The organism is Nocardioides sp. T5, from assembly GCF_048161455.1.
GTDB lineage: Bacteria > Actinomycetota > Actinomycetes > Propionibacteriales > Nocardioidaceae > Nocardioides.
Genome location: NZ_CP182415.1, coordinates 769806 through 795008 on the forward strand (window position 1 = coordinate 769806; position 25203 = coordinate 795008).

Here is a 25203-nt window from a genome sequence, read left to right on the forward strand (position 1 = left end):
GACGGCCGGCCGGGCGGGCGGGTCAGCCGAGCAGGGCGCTGCCGTACCGCGTGACGAGGAGAAGCAGGACCCCGCACAGCCACACCGCGGTGGCCAGCAGGTCGAGCCGGTGGTGGATGAGCTCCTCGGCGAACCGGCGTGCCCTTCGTGGGAGGGGCAGGTGACCTTCCAGCACGTTGATGCGGGTCATCTCCACGAACACGAAGGTGGTGGCCACCGTGACCAGCAGGCACCACGGGCACACCGCGCCGATGTGGAAGATCGCCTGGTAGAGCAACCAGTAGGCCAGGGCGAGACCGAGGGTGTAGCCCACCTGTGCGGTCAGCATCATCCAGCGTGGGAGGCGTACGCCGGCGAGCCCGGCGGCGGCGATGGTCAGCACCACCGGCTCGGTGACCAGGCCCAAGAACGCGTTGGGGAAGCCGAAGACCGACGCCTGCCAGGAGCTGCCCACGGTGCCGCAGCTGACAACGGCATTGATGTCGCAGCCGAAGGTCGCCTCCTGGTCGCCGGCGAGGGTGACGGCCTCCGTGGCCAGCACGAAGGCAGCGGTGAGGCTGGCCGCCGACCAGAAGAGCATCGCGAGCCAGGACCCGCGGATCCGTGACGGGGCGGTTGCCCGTCCCGACGTCCCGCCCACGACGCCGCTCCGCGTCGCCTGCGCGGTCACGGCGCCGCCCGCTCGACGACGGCCGCCAGCGAGCCGGGCTGGTACGGGTCACCGGTGAACGGCTCGCCGTCGACCAGGATCGTGGGCGTCCCCGTGACGCCGCTGTCGAACGCCTGGGCGGTCTGCTCGGCCACCCACGCCTCGTGACGGCGCTCGGCGAAGAGCTCCGTCACCTGCACCGGCACGCTGACGTCGCGGGCGATGCTCGCCAGCTGCTCGTCGGTCAGGCCCTCGGCGCCCTCGGGCGGCTGGTGGGCGTACAGCGCCCGGTGGAAGGACCAGGCGTGATCGGGTGCGGAGTCGACCACCGTCGCCAGGGCGTTCGCGGAACGGGTGGAGTACTCGGTGCCCTCCGAGAGTCGGTCCAGGAAGGAGATGGGTCGGAGGTCCACCGTGACGTCCTCGGCCTCGAGCAGCTGCTCGAGCGTCTCGCCGTTCGCCTCCTCGAACGCGCCGCACGCCGGGCACAGGTAGTCGAAGTAGATCGTGACGGTGACCGGCCCGTCCCCGATGAGGATCGAGCCGTCCGCTCCCAGCCCGCTGGGCGCGACGACCGCGCCGTCGCCCCCGCCGGGAGCCGGGTCCGTCGTGGCCGGGTCGCGGAGCACGACCGCGATGACGGCGACCACCAGTGCGACGAGGACCCCGACGCCCACCCACCGGGCGACGCGGTAGCGGGCGGCGGGCGGCTGGGACGTGCCCCGTCGGGTAGGCCGGGTCGGCGGGGTCGGCGGCTGCGTGCGCGTGCTCATGCGGGTCCTTGCGTGGGTGGACGGCGGTCTGCCTCCAGCCTCCGGGTGTGGCACCGTGGGCGCCGTGGCCCAACGGCCCGAGATCGCGGGCCCAAGGTCCCGACCGGCCGCCGGAGGTGGTTGTGAACACCCCACCGGTCGGGGATGCTGCCCGGGTGACCGTCGGACTGCTGCTGGCTGCCGGAGAGGGGAGCCGCTTCGGCGGGCCCAAGGCGCTGGCCCGCGACGCCGACGGCACCTCGTGGCTGCTGCGCGCGGTGCAGGCGCTGCGCCCCTGCGAGGAGATCGTGGTGGTGCTGGGGGCCGAGGCACGCCGGGCGTCCGCGCTGCTGCCGATGTCGGTGTCCCGGATCCGCGCCGACGACTGGGCCGAGGGGATGGGTGCCTCGCTGCGCGCAGGGCTCGACGCGCTGACCCGCACCGACCACGACAGCGTCCTCGTCTCGCTGGTCGACCTCCCCGACGTCGACGCCGCCGTCGTGGACCGGGTGCTCGACGCCGCGCACGGGCGCACGACGCTGGCGCGGGCGGCGTACGACGGGGTGTCGGGGCACCCGGTCCTGCTCGGTCGCGACCACTGGGCGGGCGTCGTGGCGACCGCGACCGGCGACCGCGGCGCGCGTGACTACCTCGCTGCGCACGACGTCGAGCTGGTCGAGTGCGGCGACCTCGCGACCGGCGCCGACGTGGACCACCGCTGACCCAACGTCCGGCCAACGTGCGGGGTCGTAGCCTGAGTCCCATGGTGCACGGGATGGACTCCGCCGCCGACGTCGCGGCCCGGCTGGGCGCGACCGGCTACCTCTCCGACGACGAGCTGGCGACCGTCGTCTTCCTCGCCGCCCGGATGCAGCGCCCGCTGCTCCTCGAGGGCGAGCCGGGCACCGGCAAGACGGCGCTCGCCGAGGCGCTCGCGCAGAGCCTCGACCTGCCCCTGGTCCGGCTGCAGTGCTACGAGGGGATCGACGCCAGCCAGGCCCTCTACGACTGGGACTTCCCGCGCCAGATCCTGCACCTGCGCGCCCTCGAGGCTGCCGGCGACGTCGACTCCGACGAGGCCGAGAAGAGCCTGTACGACGAGCGCTTCCTGCTCGCGCGACCGGTGCTCGCCGCGCTGCGCCAGGCGCCGGCCGTGCTGCTGGTCGACGAGGTGGACCGCGCCGACGACGAGTTCGAGGCCTTCCTGCTCGAGGTGCTCTCGACGTGGCAGGTCACCATCCCCGAGTTCGGCACGGTCACCGCGCCCGAACCTCCGCTGGTGGTGCTCACGTCCAACCGCACCCGCGAGCTGCACGACGCGCTGAAGCGGCGCTGCCTCTACCACTGGATCGACCACCCCGGCCTCGACCGGGAGGTGCAGATCGTCCGCTCGCGCGCCCCTGAGGTCAGCGAGACCCTGGCCCGCCAGGTGGTGGGGCTGGTCCAGCAGCTGCGTGCTCGCGACGACCTGCTCAAGCCGCCCGGCGTCGCGGAGACGCTCGACTGGGCCCGTGCCCTGACCTACCTCGGCACCACCGACCTCGACCTGGCGTCGGCGGCCAGCACCCTCGGCGCCCTGCTGAAGTATCGCGAGGACGCCGACCGCGTGCGCGCCGCGCTCGACCGGATGTTGTCGCGATGAACGACGTCCTCCACGAGGCCGACGAGGTGCTCCTCGGCTTCACCCGCGCGCTCCGGGCCGCGGGCGTCGCCGTGACGCAGGACCGCGCCCACGGGTTCCTCGCGGCGGTGGCGACCGTCGGTGCCGACGACCGACAGGCCACCTACTGGGCCGGACGCGCCACCCTCTGCGGCTCACCCGACGACCTCGCCCGCTACGACCAGGTCTTCGCGGCGTGGTTCGACCCACGCGACGGGCTGCCCCGCGCCCAGCAGCGCGAGGCCTCGCGTCCGTCGACCGCGCACCTGCTCCCCGAGGTCGAGGGCGCCGGCGGGGCCGGGGAGACCGAGGAGGAGGACGTGGTCCGGGCGATGGCGTCGGAGGCGGAGGTGCTCCAGCACCGCGACGTCGCCTCCCTCGACGCGGCGGAGAGGCGGCGTCTCGCGGCGATGTTCGTCCGGCTCTCGCTGCACCCGCCCGTACGTCGTACGGCACGCCACCGTCGGTGGCACCGCGGCGAGCTCGACGCCTCGCGCACCCTGCGCAACTCGCTGCGCCACCTCGGTGAGCCCGGCCGGATCGCGTGGCGCCGGCGCGGCACCCGTCCCCGCCGCGTGGTGCTGCTCGTCGACGTCAGCGGGTCCATGACGGCGTACGCCGACGCGCTGCTGCGCCTGGCCCACCGGCTGACCCGTTCGGCGCGCACCTCCGGCGGCACCGTCGAGACCTTCACCCTCGGCACCCGGCTGACCCACGTGACCCGCGCGCTCACCACGCCCGACGCCGACCGTGCCATCGTCGCGGCCGGGGAGGTCGTGCCCGACTGGTCCGGCGGCACCCGGCTCGGCGAGACGCTGCGGGTCTTCCTCGACCGGTGGGGCCAGCGCGGGATGGCGCGCGGCGCGGTGGTCGTCGTCTTCAGCGACGGCTGGGAGCGCGGTGATGCCGGGCTGCTCGGCGAGCAGATGGAGCGGCTGCAGCGCATCGCGCACCGGGTGGTGTGGGTCAACCCCCACCGCGGCAAGGCGGGCTACGAGCCGCTGCAGGGCGGGGTGGTGGCAGCGCTGCCGCACTGCGACGACTTCCTCGCCGGCCACTCGCTGGCGACCTTCGCCGACCTCACGGAGGTGATCGCGCGTGCGTGACGTGCTGCCCGAGCTGATGCAGTGGTGGGAGGCCGGCGAGACCATCGGCGTCGGCACGGTCGTGGCGACCTTCCGCTCCGCCCCGCGTCCCTCCGGCGCCTCGATGCTGGTGGGACCCGACGACACCGCCGTCGGCTCCGTGTCGGGAGGCTGCGTGGAGGGTGCGGTCTACGACCTCGCGCAGTCCGTCGTCGCCTCGGGCGAGCCCGTGCTGGAGCGCTACGGCGTCTCCGACGACGACGCGTTCGCGGTCGGGCTCACCTGCGGGGGCATCCTCGACGTCTTCGTCGAGCGGGTCTCGCGCAAGACCTTCCCCGAGCTGGGGGAGGTGGCCGCCGACATCGAGGCCGGCCGGCCGGTGGCCCTGGCGACCGTGATCGAGCACCCGGACCCCACGTGGGTGGGGCGCCGGATGGTGGTGCGGCCCGAGGTCCCTGCCCAGGGCAGCCTCGGCTCGCCGCGCGCGGACGCCGCGGTGCACGACGACGCCCTCGGCCTGCTGGCGGCGGGCACCAACGCCACGTTGACCTACGGCCCGGACGGTGAGCGGCGCGGCGAGGGGATGCGGGTCTTCGTCTGGGGCTTCGCACCGAAGCCGCGGATGCTCGTCTTCGGTGCCATCGACTTCGCGGCCGCCGTCGCCAAGGTCGGGTCCTTCCTGGGCTACCACGTGACGGTGTGCGACGCCCGTCCTGTCTTCGCCACGACGTCGCGGTTCCCCGGTGCCGACGAGGTGGTCGTCGACTGGCCCCACCGCTACCTGCAGGCCGAGCTCGACGCCGGCCGCATCGACCGACGCACGGTCCTGGCGGTCCTCACCCACGACCCGAAGTTCGACGTACCGCTGCTCGAGGTCGCGCTGCGCCTCGACGAGGACGTACGACCCGGCTACATCGGTGCCATGGGCTCGCGTCGTACGCACGACGAGCGGCTGGAGCGGCTCGTCGAGGCGGGGCTGGGGGAGGCGGAGCTGGCCCTCCTGTCGTCCCCGATCGGCCTCGACCTCGGCGCCCGGACGCCCGAGGAGACCGCCGTGTCGATCGCCGCGGAGATCGTCGCGCGTCAGTGGGGTGGCTCGGGGGAGCGGCTGGCCAGCACGCAGGGACGCATCCACCACGACGACTGACGCGATTCCCATGCTGGGGCGATCCGGGTTCCGTCAGGGAGGCTGATCTCGTGGAGCTGTCGAGCCTGCTTGCCGTGTTCGGGCACCCCGATGACGAGTCGCTGGCCGCGGGCGGCGTCCTGGCTCAGCATGCCGCGGCAGGGGCGCGGACTGCCGTCGTCACTGCAACGTGGGCTCCGACCACGCAGCGAGCAGCCGAGCTGGCCGATGCGCTGCGCGTCCTCGGGGCGGGCGAGCCGAGGATGCTCGGGTACGCCGACGCCAAGGTCCCGGACTCTGCCCCGGGCAGGCCCCGCTGGTGCGACGTGCCGATGGACGAAGCCGTGCACCGCCTGGTGGCTGAGATCCGCGAGTTCCGTCCGGAAGCGCGGTGACGTTCGACGCCCTTGGCGGTCTGACCGGCCATCCCGATCATGTGCACACCCATCGCGTGACGGTGCGGGCCGCCGAAGCAGCCGGCCTGGACGCGTATCCCGATGCGGGCCCTCCCTGGGCGCCGAGCACCGTGTACTTGGCGACTCACCCGCGTTCGTCGGTTCAGGCGGTCAGGGAGATCGTCGGTGCCCGAAGAGCCTTGAACGCCACTCTGGACGAAGAGGTCACGGACCGAGTGGACGTCTCACCCTGGTTGGACCAGAAGGTGGCGGCCATCCTGGCCCACCGTTCTGAGGTCGACCGAGGTGCTCTTCCGGGGCTCATCGCCCGCTTGTCACCGGTGGACCGCGAGCAACTCCTGTCGACCGAGTGGTTCATCCGCCGCCCACTGGCCTGAGGCAGGCACGACCAGCTCGTCGGTGGAGTGGACACGTGCCTGTGGCCCCGTCACCGGGTGGGTGGCGGGGTGCGGGGCGGGGTCATGGTCGGCGCGGACGCGGGACGCTGGGTGGGCCCGTCGTTTCGGGCGGTTCGATCGCGGTGGTGCCGTGGTGGTCGCGGCGGTAGCGGTGCCCGTGCGGGGACGTCCACTCGTAGATGCCGGGTGCGACCATGTCGTAGCGCCAGGCGGTGAAGGTCTTCAAGCGGTGGTGACCGCGGCACAGGGCGGCGAGGTTGTCGGTCTGGGTGGGCCCGGGCTGGGGTCTGCCCTCTGCTTCGGCGTTGGGGTCGTGGGGGATGACGTGGTCGATGTCGCAGCGTCGGGCGGGTCGGGTGCATCGCGGGAACACGCAGGTCTTGTCTCTGAGGATGACCTGTTCGCGGATTCGGTCCGGGATCTCGTAGGCGTCGGTGGCCAGCTGGGTGTTGAGGTCGATGACGGGCTTGATCGTGATCTTGGTGCGCGTGTCGGAGCACCAGGAGCGGACCTGGTCGAGGAGCACGAGCCGTTGGCGTTCCTCGAGCCGTCCGGTGGGACCGAACACGGTCTGTTCGCCGGCTGTTGAGGCGTCGAAGTTGTCGTCGAAGTTGTCGTCGAAGTGGGCGTTGAAGTGGGCGTGGAGGACGACCTCGCGTGCGACCGGCAGGCCGTCCTCGGTCTTCGCCGCTGCTGCGTCAGTGGGGCCTTGCGTGTGGAGGTCGAGGGCGGTCTGGGTGCGGGCGAGGTCGCCGAGGGCCTTGGCGCGGCGCACGTTGAGCGACTCGGTGGACCCGAGCGCGGCCTGGGTCGCGGCGCCCTGGGCCAGGACCCGGTCGAGGTCGATCGCATCAGCCATGTCGATCTCGGCTTCGAGGCGCATGGTGCCGGCGAAGTGGACCTCCTGGGTGTCGATCGTGACGTGGCGGGGGTCGACATGGAGCCAGCCGTCCTCCGGGTCGGCGGCCGGGTCGGGTGCGGCGAGGTTGAACCGCTTGATCGCCTCGGCGACGAGCCGGTCGAGCTGGGCGGGGCCCACCTTCCCCGCGACGGCGGCGACCTGCGCGTCGACGAACCCGGCCGCCTCCTTCGTCAGTGCGGGTGAGGAGTGGATGGTGGTCTCCGCGACGGCGCGGGCCTTCCACGCCGGCACCCGTCCGGCGTGGACCTGCGCCCACAACCGCGGGAGGCGGTGCCGCAGCTCGAGGGCCTGCCCGATGAGCTTCTTCGCCGCGACCGTCGAGACTCCGAGCACGCCGCCGAGCTCCGCGATGCAGAACTCGGCCACCAACGGGCATCCCTCACCGGCGATGGGCTCCTCGTGCTCCTGACCGGCAGACGGTACGGAGAAGGTGGCGGCGTCGTGGATCGACTCCGGCGGATGCAGGTCTGCCCACTGCGCAGCGAGGATCAGCTGGTCCGCGGCTGCCTGGTTCTCGACGGCGCGACGCTCGCGGATCACGCGCAGCAGATCGGCAGCAGTGAGGTCGTCCACCCCACCTGTCACCCGGTCCGCCAGCGCTTCGCTCATGTGTTCGATTTTAGAGAAGAGGTACGACACTCGCACCCGGCGCGATCCGGGCCTGTGGACGCGCGGCCGGCACGGCGTTCCCGGGTCTCGTGACGGGACTCCGTCCCTCCTCGACCAACGGCGGTGGGCGGGTCTCGTGACGGGACTTCGTCCCTCCTCGACCAACGGAGCGGGCGGGTCTCCAGACGGGACTTCGTCCCTCCTTGACCAGCGGACGCTGGACCGCCGCCGCGGCGCCGAGTTGGTCATGACGGCGTGCCTCACCTACCTTCTTCGGGATGTTTCTTCCTGCAGTGCTGCCCCGTGCCCTCGTCCGACCGATCGCTCTCGTCGCCGTGGCGGTCCTGATCCTCTCCGGCCTGGCGCTCGGCGGTTCGCCGGCCCAGGCGCGCCAGCAGGCGCCTGAGCAGAAGCAGGAGCAGAAGCGGGCGGCCTTCACCTCGGGCGCGAAGTTCGGCGTGGCGACGCTGAACCTGAAGAAGGGCATGCGCGTCGCCGGGATGCGGCACGACATCGGGCAGGTGCTCGACGGCGACGCCTCGGTCATCGGGTTCCAGGAGCGGCTCTTCAGCCGGCCGGCGCTGCGCGCGTCCCTGCCGAAGTCGTGGACCCTGCTGATGCCGAAGGGCCCGACCGGCATCGACGACAACCCGATCGCCTTCGACAAGGACGTGTGGGACCTCGAGCAGACCTGGGCCCCGCTCCTGACCGGCACGACCTGGCGGCGCCACTCCGGCCGCATCGCGCATGACCAGTACGGCGTGGCGGCGGTGCTCACGCACCGGAAGACCGGTCACACGATCCGGGCCCTGAGCTTCCACCTGCCCAACCACCTGCACAACCGCCGCTCGGGCGGGCCCAACTACGCCAACCGTCGCGGTGTCGAGGCGATGTGGCGGATGGCCAGCCGGATCCGCTCCATCGCCGCGGACACTCCCGAGGCGCACCAGTTCGTCGCGATGTGCGACTGCAACGTCACCGAGAACCGGGACACCACCGACCACCTCGTCAAGGGGCGGATCACCCGGCCCCTGCGCCTGGAGACCAACTACACGGGCCGCAAGGGTGGATCGGGGATCGACTACGTGATGGGCGAGCGCGACTCGCGCTTCCGCATCCACTCGTTCCAGTCCTATCGGAAGCTGGTCACCGACCACCCGGGCATCGTCGCCACCTTCGCACGCGTCCGCTGAGCAGACCGGCGCGACCGCTGCGCCGTGACCCGATCAGCGGGCGACCTCCGGTCGACCTGCTGGCGGATTCGCTGTTGCGCTCATCACACTCGGGCTAGGTTGGCGGCGACCGACCGGGAGCCGCCATGAACAGCGATGACCTGCACGCCCGACGCGTGGACGCCGTCCGCGCCTGGACGCGCTTCGTCGAGGCCGGTGACGCCGAGGCCGTGCGTCCCGAGATCCTCAGCAGCTGGGAGCTGTCGGGCGTCGTCTCGCCCGGGGTGACCCAGGCGCCGCTCGACGACGAGGGCGACACGGCCGACTTCTGGGCCGCCTCGCCGTTGCAGACCGCGGTGTCCCGGGTCCAGGACGAGCTGCGGCGCACCGCTGAGGACGGTGATCTCGTCGTGGCGGTGACCGACGACCAGACCCGGATCCTCTGGACCTACGGAGGCCGCGTCATGCGACGCAAGGCCGAGAGCGTGAACTTCGTCCCCGGGGGCCGGTGGGACGAGCAGAGCGTCGGCACCAACGCGCTGGCCATCGCCGGCAGGACCGGGACTCCCTCGATGGTCTTCGGCGCCGAGCACTACGCCGAGGTGGTGCACAACTGGGTGTGCTGGGCAGCCCCGGTCTTCGACCCGGTGACCGGCCGGTCCCTCGGCGTGATCGACCTGTCGACGACCTGGGACCGCACGCACCCCATCGGGCTCGCCACCGCGCGCGTGATGGCGCGTCTCATCGAGGGGGCGCTCCCGGCTGATCGTCGTACGACGCTGGCGGGCGACGTGGCGCCGGCCGAGCCCGGCCTCACCCTGACCCTGCTGGGCACCGCGCAGGTGTGGCTCGACGGGCAGCGGCTGCTCCTCAACCGGCGGCAGACCGAGATCCTCGCCCTGCTGGCCCTCCACCCCTCCGGTCTGTCGGTCGAGCACCTCCACGCGCTGCTCTACGGCGACGCGTCGGTGACCACCTCGACCCTGAAGGCGGAGGTGTCGCACCTGCGCGCGGCCCTGTCGGGGCAGCTCTCCTCCCGTCCCTACCGCCTCACCATGCCCGTGACCACCGACGTCGAGGAGGTGCAGCGGCTGCTCCGCCGAGGTGACGTCCGGGCCGCCGTGCGCGCCTACGGCGGCGACCTCCTCCCCGGCACCGACTCGCCCGCACTGGTGCAGATGGGCGACTACCTCGCGGTCAGCGTGCGCGAGGCCCTGCTGGCGCGCCCGGACGCCGACGCGGTGCTGCGCTACAGCGAGCTGGCCCCCTACGACACCGCCGTCGTGGAGGCGTGCCTGGCAGCGCTGCCAGTGCACCACCCGGTCGCGCCCCTCCTGAAGGGGAGGCTCGCCAGCCTGCGCTGACCCCTCCCATTGTGGGTAGATCGATTAAATGCAGTGGACCGCTCGCCTAGCGGTGCACGATCCTGCGTCGAGGCGCCGCACCGGGGGGTGCGGCCACGTACGAGGGAGCAAGCATGGCCGCAACACGACGAGCGATGGCGGCAGGAGCCGTCGTCGCGCTCACGGGGAGCCTCCTGGGCAGCCCCGCCGCGAGTGCCTCCACGGCACCCGAACCGACGACGGTGGCGAAGAAGCTGGTCTCGCCGCTCAGCATGGTCGTCGCCGGCAACGGCACCGCCTACGTCGCCCAGAACTTCGCCGGGCTGCTGACCGCGATCGCGCCGGGCGCCAAGCCCGAGGTGGTCTACGCCGCCAAGAAGGGCACCGAGGTCGGCGCCCTGTCGGAGGCGGGCGGGACGGTCCGCTTCGCCACGACCAAGGGCGCGAAGACCGCGCTGTGGTCGATGCGACCGGGTGGCAAGCCGAAGAAGGTCGCCGACCTGTCGACGTTCGAGGCCGACCGCAACCCCGACGCCGGCGTCACCTACGGCTTCGAGGGCGGTCTGGACGCCGCCTGCGCGGCGCAGATGCCGCCGGAGGTGCCCGCGTCCTACCCGGGCATCGTGGAGTCGCACCCCTACGGCTCGACCGTGCACAAGGGCATCACCTACGTCGCCGACGCCGCCGGCAACACGATCGTGTCGGTCAAGCCCAACGGCAAGGTCAAGACCCTCGCGGTCCTGCCCCCGGTGCCCGTGGTCGTCACCGCGGAGGCGGCAGCCGCCAACAAGCTGCCCGCCTGCACCGTCGGCAAGACGTTCAACTTCGAGCCGGTGCCGACCGACGTCGAGGTGGGCAAGGGCGGCTGGCTCTACGTCACCCTGCTTCCCGGCGGTCCGGAGGACGGCAGCACCGGTGCCCAGGGCCGACTGGTCAAGGTGAAGATCAAGACCGGCAAGGTCCGTGAGGTCGCCTCCGGCTTCGCCGGTGCCACGGGTGTCGCGGTCGCGGACAACGGCGACGTCTACGTCGCGCAGCTCTTCGGCGGCCAGGTCTCGCGCATCAAGGCCGGTCGCACGACGGCCAAGCCGTACGCCGAGGTGATGATGCCCGCCGCGGTCGAGTGGGCCGACGGTGACCTCTTCGTCAGCGCGCAGGTGCTGTCGCAGAAGCCGAAGGGCGTCGTGCTGCGCTACTGAGCCAGACCTCCGTGCGTGTGGGGTGGCGGCGACCGGTGTGGACCGGCGCGGACCGACCAACCGGCGGCCAACCGGCCCGGCCTAGCGTCGGCGTCGAGTGATCCACCTCACACGCACGGAGGCGCGCATGACCAAGATCGAACTCACCGTCGACGGGGCCTCGGTCTCCGACGACGTCGAGCCCCGGATGCTGCTGGTGCAGTACCTGAGGGAGAAGCTCGGCAAGACCGGGACCGTGATCGGCTGTGACACCTCCAACTGTGGAGCGTGCACGGTCCACCTCGACGGCACGAGCGTGAAGTCGTGCAACGTGCTCGCGGTGCAGGCCAACGGCCGCACGGTGACCACCATCGAGGGCCTCGCCGACGCGGCGGAGGGCGAGCTGCACCCGGTGCAGGAGTCCTTCCGCGAGTGCCACGGCCTCCAGTGCGGCTTCTGCACGCCGGGGATGATCATGCAGGCCGTCGACCTGCTCGCGGAGAACCCGCACCCGAGCGAGGAGGAGGTGCGGCTCGGCATGGAGGGCAACCTCTGCCGCTGCACCGGCTACCACAACATCGTCAAGAGCGTCCTCCACGCCGCCGAGCAGACCTCAGCGGGGGCGACGTCATGACCGCCACCCAGGACCGCCCGGCTGCCGAGATCGGCAAGGACCGCCGCCGCAAGGAGGACCAGCGGCTGATCACCGGCCGTACGCGCTGGACCGACAACATCACCCTGCCGGGGATGCTGCACCTCGCGATGGTCCGCAGCCCCTTCGCCCACGCCACCATCACCTCCGTCGACACCGAGGCTGCCAGGGCCTCGAAGAACGTCGTCACGGTGCTGAGCGGCAAGGACTTCGGCGAGGAGCTCGGCGTGTGCATCAACGCCTGGCCCATCACGCCCGACCAGAAGACCCCCGGCCACTCGCCGATGCCCGCCGACCGGGTCGCCTTCGCCGGCGAGATCGTCGCCGTGGTCGTCGCCCGCAGCGCCGCCGCGGCGCGCGACGCGGCCGAGCTCGTCGACGTGGAGTACGACGAGCTGCCGGCCGTCGTCGGGATCAAGAAGGCCCTCGAGGACGAGGTCCTCGCGCACCCCGACCTCGGCACGAACAAGTCCGCGCTGTGGGTCTTCGACTCCCAGGACGCCGGCACCGGCGGGGAGGTCGAGGCGGCCATCGAGGAGGCGCGCAACGGCGGCATCGTCATCGAGCGCGAGTACCGCCAGCAACGGCTCATCCCTGCCTTCATGGAGCCGCGCAGCGTCGTCGTCGACCCGACCGGAGAGCAGCTCACGATGTGGTCGGCGACCCAGATCCCGCACATCCTGAGGTTCGCCCTGGCGGCCACCACCGGCGTGCCCGAGAGCAAGATCCGGGTCATCGCCCCCGACGTCGGTGGTGGTTTCGGCGGCAAGCTCCAGGCGACCCCGGAGGAGTGGATCGCCTGGGCCGTGGCCCGTCGGCTGATGAAGCCGGTGAAGTACACCGAGACCCGCAGCGAGAGCCTCATGGCGGCCCACCACGGCCGCGACCAGGTCCAGACGCTCACCCTGGCTGCCGACAAGGACGGCAAGGTCACCGCGCTCAAGGTGCACCTCGACGCCGACCTCGGCGCCTACGTCGCGATCGTCGGCGGCGGCGTACCGGTCCTCGGCGCCTTCATGTTCAACGCGATCTACAAGTTCCCGGCCTACCGCTTCGAGTGCCAGACCGTCCTCACCAACACCACCTTCACCGACGCCTACCGCGGCGCCGGCCGGCCCGAGGCGACGTACGCCATCGAGCGGCTGATGGACGAGCTCGCCGCGGAGGTGGGCGTCGACCCGCTCGAGATCCGCGAGCGCAACTGGATCACCCACGAGGAGTTCCCGTTCACCACGGTGGCGGGGTTGGAGTACGACACGGGCAACTACGAGGCGGCGACCGCGAAGGCCAAGAAGTCCTTCGGCTACGACGAGCTGCGGCGCGAGCAGGCAGAGCGCCGCGAGCGCGGCGACCGCGTCCAGCTGGGCATCGGCGTCTCGACCTTCACCGAGATGTGCGGCCTGGCGCCCAGCCGGGTCCTCGGCAGCCTCGACTACGGCGCCGGCGGCTGGGAGAACGCCAGCGTGCGGATGACCCCCCTCGGCAAGGTCGAGGTCGTCACCGGTGCCAGCGCCCACGGCCAGGGCCACGAGACCGCGTTCAGCCAGATCGTGGCGGACCGGCTCGGCGTCCCGTTCGAGGACGTCGAGGTGCTGCACGGCGACACCCAGGTGGCCCCGAAGGGCCTCGACACCTACGGCTCGCGGTCGCTGGTCGTCGGTGGTGAGGCACTGGTCAAGGCCGTCGACAAGGTGATCGACAAGGCCAAGGTGCTCGCCGCGCACCTGCTCGAGGCCAACGCCGACGACCTCGAGTACTCCGGTGGGCGGTTCACCGTCCGCGGCACCGACCAGGGCAAGGCGATCCAGGAGCTGGCGACGGCGACCTTCGCCGGCCACGACTACCCCGAGGGCATGGAGCTGAGCCTCGACGCCGACGCGACCTACGACCCGGTGAACTTCAACTACCCCCACGGCACCCACCTGTGCGCGATGGAGGTCGACACCGAGACCGGCGCGGTGAAGATGCGCAAGTACACCTGCTGCGACGACATCGGCACGATCATCAACCCGCTCATCGTCGCCGGGCAGGTGCACGGCGGGCTGGTGCAGGGCATCGCCCAGGCGCTGTGGGAGGAGGCCGTCCACGACGAGTCCGGCACGCTCGTGAGCGGCTCGTTCGTCGACTACCTGCTCCCGACCGCGGCCGACACGATCTCCTTCGACGTCGTCCACACCGACGAACCGAGCATCTGCACGACCAACTCGCTGGGCACCAAGGGTGTCGGCGAGGCCGGCACCATCGCGTCCACGCCGGCGGTCGTCAACGCCGTCGTCGACGCCGTACGACACCTGGGCGTCAACGACATCCAGATGCCGTGCACCCCGGAGCGGGTGTGGCGCGCGATCCACGCCCACGACGGTGACGCACCGACACCCCAGGCGGCGATGCCGCACTTCGAAGAAGGCGCCCTCAACCAGGACGAAGGAGCGGGCCAGTGATCCCGGTGGAGTTCGACTACCTCGCCCCGGCGTCGGTCGAGGAGGCCCTGGCCGCCCTCAGCGAGCACGGGGACGACGCGAAGATCCTGGCCGGCGGCCAGAGCCTGCTGCCGGTCCTGCGGATGCGGCTCAACGCACCTGAGGTCGTCATCGACCTCGGCGGCATCGCCTCGCTGCGGGGCATCCGTGACGACGGGGACGCCCTCGTGATCGGCGCGATGACCACCCACCACGACGTGCGCGACGACAGCCTGGTCAAGGAGCACGCGCTGCTGCTGTCGAAGGCCGCGGCGGAGGTCGCGGACTCGCAGATCCGGCATCGCGGCACCTTCGGCGGCGCCCTCGCGCACGCCGACCCGGCCGGTGACCTCGGCGCCCCGGCACTGGCGCTCGGCGCGCAGTTCGTGATCGCCGGACCCGGCGGCACGCGCACGGTCGAGGCGGCGGACTTCTTCGTCGACCTCTTCGAGACCGCGATCGGCGACGACGAGATCCTCACCGAGGTGCGCATCCCCAAGCACACCGGCTGGGGCGCGCACTACGAGAAGTTCGTGCGAGTGGCGCACCAGTGGCCGATCGTGGCCGTCGCCGCGACCGTGAGGGGCTCGATCGACGAGGCCCGGGTGGGGCTGACCAACATGGGCTCGACCCCGCTGCGGGCGACCGCGACCGAGCAGGCCCTCGCGGGGGTCAGCGCGACGGAGGACGGCGTACGTGCTGCCGCGGACCTGGCGTCGGACGGCACCAACCCGCCCTCGGACCTCAACGGCGCCGCCGACTACCGCCAGCACCTCGCGCGGGTGCTGACCGGGCGGGCCGTGCTGAAGGCGGCGGGTGCGTAGATGGAGCTGAGCCACAACTTCACCGTCCCGATCGGCGTCGAGGAGACCTGGGCGCACTTCAACGACATCGCCTCGGTCGCCGAGTGCTTCCCCGGTGCGCAGGTGACCGAGGCCGACGAGGACTCCTTCTCCGGGTCGGTGAAGGTCAAGCTCGGACCGATCGCGCTGCAGTACAACGGCTCCGGCACGTTCGTCGAGAAGGACGCCGAGGCGCACCGCTTCGTCGTCGACGCCAAGGGCAAGGACAAGCGCGGCAACGGCACTGCGGGCGCGAAGGTCACCGTCTCGATGACCGACGCCGGTGGCTCGACCGACGTCTCGGTGGCGACCGACCTCGCGATCACCGGCAAGCCCGCACAGTTCGGGCGCGGGGTGATGCAGGACGTCTCCGACAAGCTGCTCGGGCAGTTCGTCAGCTGCCTCGAGGAGCGACTGACCGCCCCGGAGGCCCCGGAGGCGGCAGAGGCGGTCGAGATCCCGGAGGCGGTCGAGCCTGCGTCGGCACCGCCGGCGGCGCGACCGCCGGAGGCGGCGCAACCGCCTCCGCGGGCCAGGCCCGCCGCTCCGCCGCGTGAGCCCGAGGCGCTCGACCTCGGCAGCGCCGTGCTCCCGGTGCTGGCGAAGTCCTACTGGCGCCAGGGGCTCGCGGGCCTCGTCGTCCTCGTCCTGCTGTGGCGGCTGCTGCGGAGGCGGTGAAGGGGTCGCGGTCAGAAGACGTTGAGCGGGCGGAACTGGACCGAGATCCGCGGTCCGGAGTGGGCGACCTTCGGCACGGCGTGCTCCCAGGTGCGCTGGCACGACCCACCCATCACGACGAGGTCGCCGTGGCCCATCGTGAGGGCGATGGACCCACCCCCGTCGCGCGGTCGCAGCAGCAGCCGGCGCGGGTCTCCGACGCTCACGATGGCGACCATGGTGTCGGCGGTGCGGCCCCGGCCGATGGTGTCGCCGTGCCAGGCGACGGAGTCGCGTCCGTCGCGGTAGTAGCAGCAACCGGCGGTCACGAACGGCTCGCCCAGCTCGGGGAGGTAGTGCTCGCTCAGCGTGCTCCTGGCCTCGGTCAGGGCTGGATGCGGCAACGGGTGGTCGGCGAGGTAGGTGTGCACCAACCGGGGCACGTCGACCACGGCGTCGTACATCTCGCGTCGCTCCGCCCGCCACGGGACGCGTTCGACGAGGGCGGAGAAGACGGCGTCGGGGTCGCGGAGCCAGTCGCGCTGGACGTCGACCCACGCTCCGTGCGAGAGGCGGCGACGCTCAGGGGACAGGGCCACGGCATCCGTGGTGTCATCGGCGAAGAGGGACGTCTGGAAGTCCACGCGGCCATGATAGCCGATCTGTCGAACACCCGTTCGAACATCAAGAAATGATCAAGGCTTTGCCGCAGTATTGGTCAACTAGAAGACTCTGGTCCAGTCCGGACCTACCCTCAGGGGTATGGAACCGGTGGAGCTCGTCGTCCCGCGCCAGCGGGCGCTGAAGCACGTGCAGGTCCGTGAGCACGTCCGGGGCCTGATCGACTCGCAACCACCGGGCTCGGCAGCCCCCTCGGAGCGCGAGCTCGTGGCGCGCTTCGGCGTGGCACGGATGACCGTACGGCAGGCACTCGACGCGCTCGTGGCGGAGGGCCTCCTCGAGCGGATCCCCGGCCGCGGCACCTTCGTCGCCCAGCCGCCCCGGACCTCCGGCCGCCTCACCTCGTTCACCGAGGAGATCCGCCGCCGCGGGATGCTGCCGGAGTCGCAGACGCTCCTGGCTCGCGTCGAGCAGGCCGGCCCCGGGGTCGCGAGGGCGCTGGACATCTCGCCCGGTGACCCCGTGCTCCACTGGCGTCGCCTGCGTCGGGCCGACCAGGCCATCGTGTGCGTCGAGGACGCCTACCTCAACGAGGTCCTGCTGCCGGGCTTCCTGCAGCACGGCACGCCCACCAGCCTCTACGAGGCCCTCGCATCACGCGGCCTGCGCCCCACCGAGGTCGAGGACTCCATCAGTGCCGACCGGGCGAGCGCCGACGAGGCGGCGATCCTCGAGGTCGCCGAGGGCGACCCGGTGCTGCGCCACGCCCGCCGAGCGGTCTCCGACGGCCGGATCGTCGAGGTCTCGCGCACCTGCTACCGGCACGACCGCTTCACGGTCTACCTCCAGCTCAACGACCACTGACCCGCCTCAGTCGCCGCCGAGCGCGTCCAGCTCGCGTCGCAGGTTGGCACGCGCCGCGACCTCCCAGAGCTCCCGGGCCTCGGGGGTGCTGAAGAGGCGCGGCCGGACGGCGAGCTCGCGCAGCACCGCCGCGCGACCGGCCCGGAAGTCGTCGTCGCTGACGTGTGCGAAGTCCTCCCGCACCCCGCCGGCGTAGGCGTCGTAGCGCTCTTGAGGTGCGGCGAGGATGCCCAGGTCGGCGTCGCTGAGCGCAGCACCTGAGGTGTCGTCGTCGGCAGGGCGGTGGTGGGCGGTCATGCGGACCAGTCGCGCCACCTCGTCGGCGTACGCCGCAGGGAGGGCGCGCTCGGCCCACCGTGCCGACCGCTCCTCGTCGTCGGCCGCCCCGTCGTAGACCGCGTCGTGGAACCACGCCGCGAGCCCGACCGTGGTCGGGTCGAACCCGACTCCCGCTGCCGTGAGCACGGCGAGCCGGTCGAGCACCTCCTCGAGGTGGCGCAGGTCGTGGTAGCCCGGGCGGTCCCAGGCAGTGAGCAGCTCGTCGCGGAGCGCGTGGTGGTCGACCAGCGGCCAGCGCTCGGCGAGGCTCACTGCTGGGTCGCCTGCTGCAGCTCGCGGGCCTCGGCGTGGCCCGACGCCATCGCCCAGCGGATCGTCCGGGTGGCCGCCGCGCCGAGGACCCGGTTGGTCACCGGCGGCACGGGCGGCAGCCGCAGGCTCACGACGTGCGTCGGCGGGCAGCAGTCCGATGGCGGCCGAGGCCAGCGCGAGGTAGCCCGGGCGCGCGGCCAGCGGCAGGTCGGGGTGCAGCAGCAGGAAGCGGATGGCCTCCTGGGCGGCCGGCGTGCCGCGCAGCTCGGGCTCGTACGCCGCCAACGTCGCGTGCAGGTCGTCCTCGGAGCGCGGCGCACCGATCACGCCGAGGTGCTCGGCGGCGACGGCGGTCTGGGCGACGTACTGGTCACGCTCCGGTCCGACCAAGGGTCGGTGGCCGTAGCGGTCGTGGGCGACGAGGAAGCTGTCGATCTCCGCGGCGTGGACCCAGCCGAGCAGGTGCGGGTCCGAGGCGGCGTACGGCGTCCCGTCGGGCATCGTGCCGGTCACCGACTCGTGGGCACGTTGCACGGCGCGGATGATCTGCAGGGCATCCTGCTCGGCACCGAAGGTCGTCATCGCGATGTAGGTGGAGACCTGCGCGAGCCGCCCCCACATGTCACCGCGGTAGCCCGAGTGGTCGGCCACGCCCTGCATCGCGGCGGGGTGCAGCGACTGCAGCATGACCGCGCGGATGCCGCCGACGAACATCGAGGCGTCGCCGTGCACGCGGGCGATGGGGGAGTCGGGCTCGAACCACCGCGGTCCGGGGGTGCCGTGGACGCGCTGCCGGTTGCGGGGGCCGTCGGGGCCGGCCACCTTGCTGAACAGCTCGGCGCCGAGGCGGTCACGGAGGGTCACGTCGCCGAGGCTAGCCAAGGACCTGAAGCGGCCCGGACCGCGTGGCTGCCGGTTCTTTGACTTCGAGTACTCGAAGTTCCTACGGTCGATGACGTGACCAGCCACGCCCTCCCTCGCAGCTACTCCATCAAGGAGGCGGCAGCCCTCACCGGCCTGCCGGCCAGCACGCTGCGCTACTACGAGCAGATCGGGGTCATCTCCCCGATCAGCCGTGGCGCCAGCAGCGGGCACCGCGTCTACGACGACGAGGACCTCGACCAGCTGATGTGGGTCTCGTGCCTCGCCGCGACCGGCATGTCGGTCGGCGACATGCGCCTCTACATGGCCAACAACCGGCTCGGGGCGGACGCGGCCGCCGACCAGGAGCGGCTCCTGCGCGACCAGCAGGAGCGCCTCACGACCGAGGCGCGGGCGCTGGTGCTCCGCCAGCGCTACGTGGACCTCAAGATCGCGTACTGGCAGGCGGTCCGGGACGGGGACACGGCGCGCAGCGAGCAGGTCGCCGACCAGGCGCGGGCGCTCGCCGACGAGCTCCGCGCGGTCACGCACGACCCGATCCACTGACCGGCCACCCCGGTCAGCACACCCCACAGAAGGACGGAACACCCCCACATGCGCGTGAACGCCTACGCAGCCCCCTCGGCCGGCGAGCCGCTGGCCCCCACCACCATCGAGCGCCGCGAGGTCGGCGCCCACGACGTGCTCATCGCGATCGAGTACGCCGGCATCTGCCACTCCGACATCCACACCGTCAACGGCGACTGGGGCCCGCAGCCCTTCCCCGTCGTGCCCGGCCACGAGATCGTCGGCACCGTGACCGAGGTCGGCAAGGGCGTGACCCGCCACCAGGTGGGCGACCGCGTCGGCGTCGGCTGCATGGTCAACTCGTGCGGGGAGTGCGACAACTGCAAGGCCGGCGACGAGCAGTACTGCCGCCAGGGCATGGTCGGTACGTACGCCGCCACCGACCGCGACGGCACCACCACCCAGGGCGGCTACTCCACCCACGTGGTCGTCGATGCCGACTACGTCCTCTCGGTCCCCGAGAGCCTCGACGCCGCTGCCGCCGCGCCGCTGCTGTGCGCCGGCATCACGACGTACTCCCCGCTCAAGCACTGGCAGGCCGGCCCCGGCAAGAAGGTCGCCGTCGTAGGGCTCGGCGGCCTGGGCCACATGGCCGTCAAGATCGCCCACGCCATGGGCGCCGAGGTCACCGTGCTGTCGCAGTCGCTGAAGAAGCAGGAGGACGGCCTCCGTCTGGGCGCCGACCACTACTTCGCCACCAGCGACCCCGACACGTTCGAGGCCCTCGCCGACTCCTTCGACCTGGTCATCAACACGGTCAGTGCGAAGATCGACGTGAACGCCTACCTCGGCCTCCTCGCCGTCAACGGCACCCTGGTCAACGTCGGCGCCCCGCCGGAGCCGCTGCCGGTCAACGCGTTCTCCCTCATCGGCGGCCGGCGCTCGTTCGCCGGCTCGATGATCGGTGGCATCGCCGAGACCCAGGAGATGCTCGACTTCTGCGCCGAGCACGGCATCGTCTCCGAGATCGAGGTGATCGGCGCCGACCAGGTCAACGAGGCGTACGAGCGGGTGCTGGCCTCCGACGTGCGCTACCGCTTCGTGATCGACACGAGCACCCTCGTCTGATCGAGGCGTCGACAGTGGAGCCCGCGGCCGGTAGGTACGGCCGCGGGCTCCACTGTTCTACGTGTGCCCGGCTCAGCTCGACTCGGCGGACAGGTCCCCGGCGTCGACGATGCGGTAGGCGTAGCCCTGCTCGGCGAGGAACCGCTGCCGGTTCTGGGCGAAGTCGGCGTCGACGGTGTCGCGCGAGACGATCGTGTAGAAGTGCGCGCTGCGGCCCTCCGTCTTCGGCCGCAGCAGTCGCCCGAGGCGCTGGGCCTCCTCCTGGCGCGAGCCGAACGACCCGCTGACCTGGATGGCCACCTCGGCCGACGGCAGGTCGACGGAGAAGTTGGCGACCTTGCTGACCACCAGCAGCCCGATCTCGCCGGAGCGGAACGCGTTGAACAGCCGCTGCCGCTCCCTGACCGGGGTCTCGCCCTTGATGACCGGGGCGTCGAGCAGCTCGGCGATCTCGTCGAGCTGGTCGATGTACTGCCCGATCACCAGGGTCGGCTGCCCGGCGTGCTGCTGCACGAGGCGTCGTACGACGTCGATCTTGGCGTGGGTGCACGAGGCGAGGCGGTAGCGGGTGTCGGGGTCGCTCGTGGCGTAGGCGAGCCGCTCGCCGTCGGGAAGGCTGACCCGCACCTCGACGCAGTCGGCGGGCGCGATGTAGCCCTGCGCCTCGATGTCCTTCCACGGGGCGTCGTAGCGCTTGGGGCCGATGAGGGAGAAGACCTCGCCCTCACGCCCGTCCTCGCGCACGAGGGTGGCGGTGAGCCCGAGTCGGCGCCGGGCCTGCAGGTCGGCGGTCATCCGGAAGATCGGGGCCGGCAGGAGGTGCACCTCGTCGTAGACGATGAGCCCCCAGTCGCGGGCGTCGAGCAGCTCGAGGTGCGGGTAGACGCCCTTCCGCTTCGTCGTCAGCACCTGGTAGGTCGCGATCGTGACGGGACGGACCTCCTTGACGGCACCGGAGTACTCGCCGATCTCGTCCTCGGTCAACGAGGTGCGCGCGACGAGCTCGTCCTTCCACTGCCGCGCGCTGACGGTGTTGGTCACGAGGATGAGCGTGGTCGCGCGGGCGTGGGACATCGCCGCGGCACCGACGATGGTCTTGCCGGCCCCACAGGGGAGCACGACGACGCCGGACCCGCCGTCCCAGAACGACTCGGCGGCCTCGCGCTGGTAGGGGCGCAGCGTCCAGCCCTCCTCGGCGAGGTCGATGTCGTGCGCCTCGCCGTCGACGTAGCCCGCGAAGTCCTCGGCCGGCCAGCCGAGCTTGAGCAGCGCCTGCTTGAGGTTGCCGCGCTCGCTGGGGTGGACCACGACCGAGTCGTCGTCGATCCGCGCGCCGATCATCCCGGCCACCTTCTTGGCGCGGAGCACCTCCTCGAGCACCGGGCGGTCGGTGGAGGACAGCACCAGTCCGTGGACGGGGTGCTTCTCCAGCCGCAGCCGGCCGTAGCGGCCCATCGTCTCGGCGACGTCCACGAGGAGCGCGTGCGGCACGGCGTATCGCGACCAGGTCAGCAGGGCGTCGACGACCTGCTCGGCGTCGTGCCCCGCGGCGCGGGCGTTCCAGAGCCCCAGCGGCGTGAGGCGGTAGGTGTGGATGTGCTCCGGGGAGCGTTCGAGCTCGGCGAAGGGCGCGATCGCCTTGCGGGCCTCGGCGGCCGAGGGGTGGTCGACCTCGAGCAGCAGCGTCTTGTCCGACTGGACGATGAGGGGGCCGTCGTTCATCGCGTGGCCGCCTCGGCCCGGCCCGCGGCCGGGTCGTCGCCCACCTGCTCGGCCCGGCGCCGGGCGCGGAAGGCCGCGACGTTGGCGCGCGAGGAGCACCGGTCGGAGCAGTAGCGGCGCGACTGGTTGGGGGAGGTGTCGACGAAGACGTGGTCGCAGCGGGGCTCCGAGCAGATGCCGAGCCGGGTCGCGCCGAGGTCGCACACGAGGTTGGCGAGCCCCATCAGCGCCTCGCCGACCAGCAGCTCGGCGACCGACGCAGCCTGGTTGGCCACGTGCATGTGGAGGTTGTCGGGGTCGTGGTCGGAGATCATCGGCGTGACGGGGTGCTCGGCGAGCAGGTCGTTGAGCGAGCTGACCACGAGCGCCACGTCGTCGACGTCGGAGGCCTCGAAGACGGGCCGCAGCTCGTCCTGGAACGTCCGGACGGAGTCCACGTCGGCCCCGACCACCGAACGGTGCAGCCAGGAGCGGTCGGCGAGGTGCTCGCGCAGCGCCTCCTCGTCGGGCAGGTCGGCGTTGACGAGCGCGGCCGCGCGCTCGGCGTACCGGATGAAGTCCATCGTCCGAGTCTACGGAGGCTGCCTCGTGGGGTGATCAGCGTGTCGGGGTCCCTGCGGCGTTGTCCGGGGGAGCGGAGCGGAGGAGGAGAACGTCGTGGGGTGATCAGGCGTGGCGCACGCGTGTGATGCGGTGCACGGCGAACTCCCGGACGTCGTCGGCACGGTGGTCGTACGCCGAGAGCCGACCGCCGTCGAGACGGCGCGGGTCGACGACCCGCTCGCCGGTCGTGCCGTGGTTGTCGACGTAGCCGATGACCACCGTGCTCCCTGCCTCGATGGCCTCGCGCAGGGCGGCCAGCGCGCCGGAGGGCGTGGTCGTCGCCTCGGCGCTCGCGGGCCGCGACGACTCGGCCCGGTCGCCGGCGCGGATGGCCGTCGCCACGGCTTGGACCTGCGCTGCCTGCCGCGCCTCCACCGCACCGGCGGGCCGGCGGCCGCGACGGGTGCGGGCGCGCTGGAGGTCGGGGCGGCTCACGCGGACGGTGCCGTCGGCCGCCTCCACCGGGGGGGGCCCAGGCTCGCGGAGCCGCGGCAGCAGGACGTCGAGGGGCGAGGTGGCGATCGCCACCGTCGGCGCGAGCAGGCGCAGGCCCAGGCTCCGCCCACGCGGGTCGTGCACGAGGGCGGCCAGGGCCGCCTCGTCGTCCGCGCGCAGGAACGCCTCGGCGTGCCCGACCCGCACCGTGCCGAAGGTGCGGGCGACGTCGTCGACCAGGAACTCGAGCGGCTGGGGCACCGGCGTGTGCGAGACCGAGGTGAGGAAGTCGCGCACCTCGCCGCTCGACCACCCTGCGTCGAAGCCGCGGCGCAGCGACCCGGAGGTGAAGCGGTAGACCGTCGCGCCGCCGCGGGACTCCACGTCGGCGAGCAGGTGCAGGCGGCGGGCCACCTCGGTCTCGAGCGGACCCGGGGCGACGGCCGTGAGGTCGGCCTGGAGGAGGACGTGGTCGACCGGGCGGGGGAGGTGCGGGTCGATCGCCTCGGCGGCCGCCGGCAGGTCACCGAGCGCCACGGAGCGTCCGCTGGGCGGCAGGCCCCCGGCGCCGGTGACCCCGAGCACGGCGGCCTCCGACAGCGCGGCGGTGACCAGGTCGGCGAAGACCGTCGGTCGGCGCGGACGCAGCCAGGAGAGGCGCTGCACGAGCGACGCGATGCCCGTTCCGACCGCGAGCACCTCGCCCTCGGGCACCTCGGCCAGCACTTGCAACGCGAGCCGCCGGGCCTCCTCGGCGAGCCCGCTGGAGAGCTCGGGCGCGAGCGCGTTCCAGGCCTTGCCGGCCGGGTCGCGCGACCCCACCAGCGAGGGAACCCGGCTGCTGGCCAGCCACCCGCCCACCAGACGGGTCCACCGCTCGGCGAGCGGCAGGCCCGACCAGACGTCGAAGTCGTCGGTGGGCAACCAGGAGGGGGTGCCGTTGCTGTCGGCCGCCTCGGCGACGAGCCCCGCGGTCAGCGCGACCTCGACGACCAGGGCAGCCCCCGGCTCGTCGACGTGCAGCTCGCGGGCCACTGCCTTCAGGTCGCGGACGGCGAGCCCGCCGCTGCGCAGGACGCTCGGCGGCTGCACGCCCCAGTGGTCGAGCAGCAGCTCCACGCGGCGTACGACGTCGAAGGCCGCGCCCGCGGCGGTCCGGGCGACGAGCGAGACGTCGCGCGACGACGTCGCCAGGGGCGGCACCTCGTCGACCGGCTCCCGGGTCGTACGGCCACCGCGCAGGGCGAGACCCACCTCGCCCGGCAGCACGACGGCGTCACCCTCGCGGGGCACGAGCAGGCGCCTGCTGATCAGCTCCTCGGCCGGCGACCGGGCCTCGGCCGGTGACACGGTGCGTCTCGCCGAGCCGGTCGTGCCCTCGCCGCCGTGGTCGTCCACGTGGCGCAGCAGCGCGGTCGCGGCCGGGGTGAGCTCGGCGATCCGCGCCGCCACCTCGTCGGGGCTCGCGGGCTCGGGGCTGGAGGGTCGCAGGCCGCTGACCAGGCCCGGCATGCCCCGCATCGCGTCGGCCACGCCGGTGAGCGCCCGCACACCGCCCGGGGCCTCCCAGGCCAGGGCCAGGTCGAGCAGCCGCTGCAGGGCGGCTGCCGTACGCGCCTCGTCGGCACGCACGATCGAGATCAGGTCGGCCGAAGTGGTTTGACCTGCAACCAGGAGGGCATCAAGCACGGAAAGCTCCAGGCGGTCGAGCCCGTCGAGGGCGCGATGGATCGACGACCGTGTGGCAGCCCGCGAGGCCAGCTGCGAGGAATCCTGAGGGGCGGGTGTGGCGAGGTCTGGACGGGCCCTGAGCAGCGCCACGAGCCGATCGTCCGGCCAGCTGCGCAGCTGGTCGGCAAGGGTGCGTGCGGGTGTCGTCCGCGCTGAACTGGACATCCCTCTTACGCTACTCGCCGGGCCGGCACCGCGG

General features: G+C 72.4%; 24 protein-coding genes. 16 read left to right on the plus strand and 8 right to left on the minus strand.

Going from position 1 to position 25203, the window contains the following annotated elements; genetic code table 11:
• Positions 1–22: 22 nt before the first annotated feature.
• On the minus strand, positions 23–670 hold the full coding sequence (locus tag ACNKF0_RS03690) for a vitamin K epoxide reductase family protein (protein WP_299922849.1): 648 nt from the start codon (positions 668–670) through the stop codon (positions 23–25).
• Positions 667–1422 carry a DsbA family protein gene (locus ACNKF0_RS03695; RefSeq protein WP_416955858.1) on the minus strand — a complete coding sequence of 252 codons (756 nt, stop codon included), beginning with the start codon at positions 1420–1422 and terminating at the stop codon, positions 667–669. The genes ACNKF0_RS03690 and ACNKF0_RS03695 overlap by 4 nt, the downstream gene beginning before the upstream one ends.
• Positions 1423–1577: 155 nt before the next feature.
• On the opposite strand from ACNKF0_RS03695, the gene ACNKF0_RS03700 reads away from it, so the two are divergent.
• Genes ACNKF0_RS03700 through ACNKF0_RS03725 form a run of 6 tightly spaced genes read left to right on the plus strand, consistent with a single transcriptional unit; the run spans position 1578 to position 6065 of the window.
• Positions 1578–2123, plus strand: coding sequence for a nucleotidyltransferase family protein (locus tag ACNKF0_RS03700; RefSeq protein ID WP_299922845.1), 546 nt, complete (start codon positions 1578–1580; stop codon positions 2121–2123).
• Positions 2124–2164: 41 nt separating this feature from the next.
• Positions 2165–3043 carry an AAA family ATPase gene (locus ACNKF0_RS03705; RefSeq protein ID WP_416955860.1) on the plus strand — a complete coding sequence of 293 codons (879 nt, stop codon included), beginning with the start codon at positions 2165–2167 and terminating at the stop codon, positions 3041–3043.
• Complete coding sequence (locus ACNKF0_RS03710; RefSeq protein WP_416955862.1) at positions 3040–4167, plus strand: vWA domain-containing protein; 1128 nt, start codon at positions 3040–3042, stop codon at positions 4165–4167. The genes ACNKF0_RS03705 and ACNKF0_RS03710 overlap by 4 nt, the downstream gene beginning before the upstream one ends.
• The gene (locus ACNKF0_RS03715; protein WP_416955864.1) at positions 4160–5293 is read left to right on the plus strand and encodes an XdhC family protein; all 1134 of its coding nucleotides are present in this window, start codon (positions 4160–4162) and stop codon (positions 5291–5293) included. The genes ACNKF0_RS03710 and ACNKF0_RS03715 overlap by 8 nt, the downstream gene beginning before the upstream one ends.
• 50 nt (positions 5294–5343) lie before the next feature.
• On the plus strand, positions 5344–5667 hold the full coding sequence (locus ACNKF0_RS03720; RefSeq protein ID WP_416955866.1) for a PIG-L deacetylase family protein: 324 nt from the start codon (positions 5344–5346) through the stop codon (positions 5665–5667).
• The gene (locus ACNKF0_RS03725) at positions 5664–6065 is read left to right on the plus strand and encodes a PIG-L deacetylase family protein (RefSeq protein WP_416955868.1); all 402 of its coding nucleotides are present in this window, start codon (positions 5664–5666) and stop codon (positions 6063–6065) included. The genes ACNKF0_RS03720 and ACNKF0_RS03725 overlap by 4 nt, the downstream gene beginning before the upstream one ends.
• Positions 6066–6147: 82 nt before the next feature.
• On the opposite strand, the gene ACNKF0_RS03730 is transcribed toward ACNKF0_RS03725, so the two are convergent.
• A complete protein-coding gene (locus ACNKF0_RS03730) occupies positions 6148–7617 on the minus strand; it encodes a DUF222 domain-containing protein (protein WP_416955870.1) in 1470 nt (489 codons plus the stop codon).
• A gap of 278 nt (positions 7618–7895) precedes the next feature.
• On the opposite strand from ACNKF0_RS03730, the gene ACNKF0_RS03735 reads away from it, so the two are divergent.
• From ACNKF0_RS03735 to ACNKF0_RS03765, 7 genes are all read left to right on the plus strand, one after another.
• On the plus strand, positions 7896–8810 hold the full coding sequence (locus tag ACNKF0_RS03735) for a hypothetical protein (RefSeq protein ID WP_416955872.1): 915 nt from the start codon (positions 7896–7898) through the stop codon (positions 8808–8810).
• Positions 8811–8935: 125 nt separating this feature from the next.
• Positions 8936–10153 (plus strand): transcriptional regulator, encoded by a 1218-nt coding sequence (locus tag ACNKF0_RS03740; RefSeq protein ID WP_416955874.1) that lies wholly within the window; start codon positions 8936–8938, stop codon positions 10151–10153.
• 113 nt (positions 10154–10266) lie between these two features.
• Positions 10267–11331 carry a ScyD/ScyE family protein gene (locus tag ACNKF0_RS03745; protein ID WP_416955876.1) on the plus strand — a complete coding sequence of 355 codons (1065 nt, stop codon included), beginning with the start codon at positions 10267–10269 and terminating at the stop codon, positions 11329–11331.
• Between the two features lie 127 nt (positions 11332–11458).
• Entirely contained in the window at positions 11459–11944 is a 486-nt protein-coding gene (locus tag ACNKF0_RS03750; protein ID WP_416955878.1) for a (2Fe-2S)-binding protein, read from the plus strand.
• Entirely contained in the window at positions 11941–14403 is a 2463-nt protein-coding gene (locus ACNKF0_RS03755; protein ID WP_416955880.1) for a xanthine dehydrogenase family protein molybdopterin-binding subunit, read from the plus strand. Before ACNKF0_RS03750 ends, ACNKF0_RS03755 begins: the two co-directional genes overlap by 4 nt.
• Positions 14400–15245, plus strand: a complete 846-nt coding sequence (locus tag ACNKF0_RS03760) for an FAD binding domain-containing protein (RefSeq protein WP_416955881.1) — start codon at positions 14400–14402, stop codon at positions 15243–15245. The genes ACNKF0_RS03755 and ACNKF0_RS03760 overlap by 4 nt, the downstream gene beginning before the upstream one ends.
• Positions 15246–15941 (plus strand): SRPBCC family protein, encoded by a 696-nt coding sequence (locus ACNKF0_RS03765; RefSeq protein WP_416955883.1) that lies wholly within the window; start codon positions 15246–15248, stop codon positions 15939–15941.
• Between the two features lie 11 nt (positions 15942–15952).
• Here ACNKF0_RS03765 and ACNKF0_RS03770 read toward each other — a convergent pair whose 3' ends face one another.
• Positions 15953–16564: an alpha-ketoglutarate-dependent dioxygenase AlkB gene (locus ACNKF0_RS03770; protein WP_416955885.1), complete on the minus strand. Its 612-nt coding sequence runs from the start codon at positions 16562–16564 to the stop codon at positions 15953–15955.
• Positions 16565–16682: 118 nt separating this feature from the next.
• Here ACNKF0_RS03770 and ACNKF0_RS03775 point away from each other — a divergent pair, with 118 nt between their 5' ends.
• A complete protein-coding gene (locus ACNKF0_RS03775; protein WP_416955887.1) occupies positions 16683–17405 on the plus strand; it encodes a GntR family transcriptional regulator in 723 nt (240 codons plus the stop codon).
• A 6-nt stretch (positions 17406–17411) separates the two neighbouring features.
• Here ACNKF0_RS03775 and ACNKF0_RS03780 read toward each other — a convergent pair whose 3' ends face one another.
• Positions 17412–18860, minus strand: a complete 1449-nt coding sequence (locus ACNKF0_RS03780) for an oxygenase MpaB family protein (protein ID WP_416955889.1) — start codon at positions 18858–18860, stop codon at positions 17412–17414.
• Between the two features lie 93 nt (positions 18861–18953).
• Here ACNKF0_RS03780 and ACNKF0_RS03785 point away from each other — a divergent pair, with 93 nt between their 5' ends.
• A complete protein-coding gene (locus tag ACNKF0_RS03785; protein ID WP_416955891.1) occupies positions 18954–19424 on the plus strand; it encodes a MerR family transcriptional regulator in 471 nt (156 codons plus the stop codon).
• Between the two features lie 48 nt (positions 19425–19472).
• Positions 19473–20513 carry an NAD(P)-dependent alcohol dehydrogenase gene (locus ACNKF0_RS03790; protein WP_416955893.1) on the plus strand — a complete coding sequence of 347 codons (1041 nt, stop codon included), beginning with the start codon at positions 19473–19475 and terminating at the stop codon, positions 20511–20513.
• A gap of 72 nt (positions 20514–20585) precedes the next feature.
• Here the strand turns inward: ACNKF0_RS03790 and ACNKF0_RS03795 are convergent, their stop codons facing one another.
• The 3 genes from ACNKF0_RS03795 to ACNKF0_RS03805 form a co-directional block, all read right to left on the minus strand.
• On the minus strand, positions 20586–22235 hold the full coding sequence (locus ACNKF0_RS03795) for a DNA repair helicase XPB (protein WP_416955895.1): 1650 nt from the start codon (positions 22233–22235) through the stop codon (positions 20586–20588).
• On the minus strand, positions 22232–22798 hold the full coding sequence (locus ACNKF0_RS03800; RefSeq protein WP_416955897.1) for a CGNR zinc finger domain-containing protein: 567 nt from the start codon (positions 22796–22798) through the stop codon (positions 22232–22234). Before ACNKF0_RS03800 ends, ACNKF0_RS03795 begins: the two co-directional genes overlap by 4 nt.
• 103 nt (positions 22799–22901) lie before the next feature.
• Positions 22902–24905 carry a helicase-associated domain-containing protein gene (locus ACNKF0_RS03805; protein ID WP_416955899.1) on the minus strand — a complete coding sequence of 668 codons (2004 nt, stop codon included), beginning with the start codon at positions 24903–24905 and terminating at the stop codon, positions 22902–22904.
• Positions 24906–25203: the final 298 nt, after the last annotated feature.